Genomic DNA, 252 nt, shown 5'->3' on the forward strand with positions numbered 1-252 from the left:
CAAGCCCGGCATATCGCCGGGCTTTTTCTTTTACGCTTTCACGCGCTGAATGTAGTCGCCAAATGCGGTCAGTTGACCGGTCAGATGGTCCAGCGTGCTTTGGTCGATCACTTCACCTGTCTGCGGGTCTACTTTGTTCTGAATGACGCCGCCCATAAATTCCGGCTTGTTCATTACCATGGCGTCGAGGAATACCAGGATCTGACGCAGATGATACTGGCAGCGCGCGCCGCCAATAGCGCCCATAGAACT

General features: G+C 54.4%; 1 pseudogene. It reads right to left on the bottom strand.

The annotated features are described in order from the left end of the window. Positions 1–30: 30 nt before the first annotated feature. Positions 31–252: pseudogene (locus FDW94_RS23700) on the bottom strand (hypothetical protein); the annotation flags it as partial.

The organism is Citrobacter sp. wls757 (genome assembly GCF_005280935.1).
GTDB classification, from domain to species: Bacteria; Pseudomonadota; Gammaproteobacteria; order Enterobacterales; family Enterobacteriaceae; genus Citrobacter; species Citrobacter portucalensis.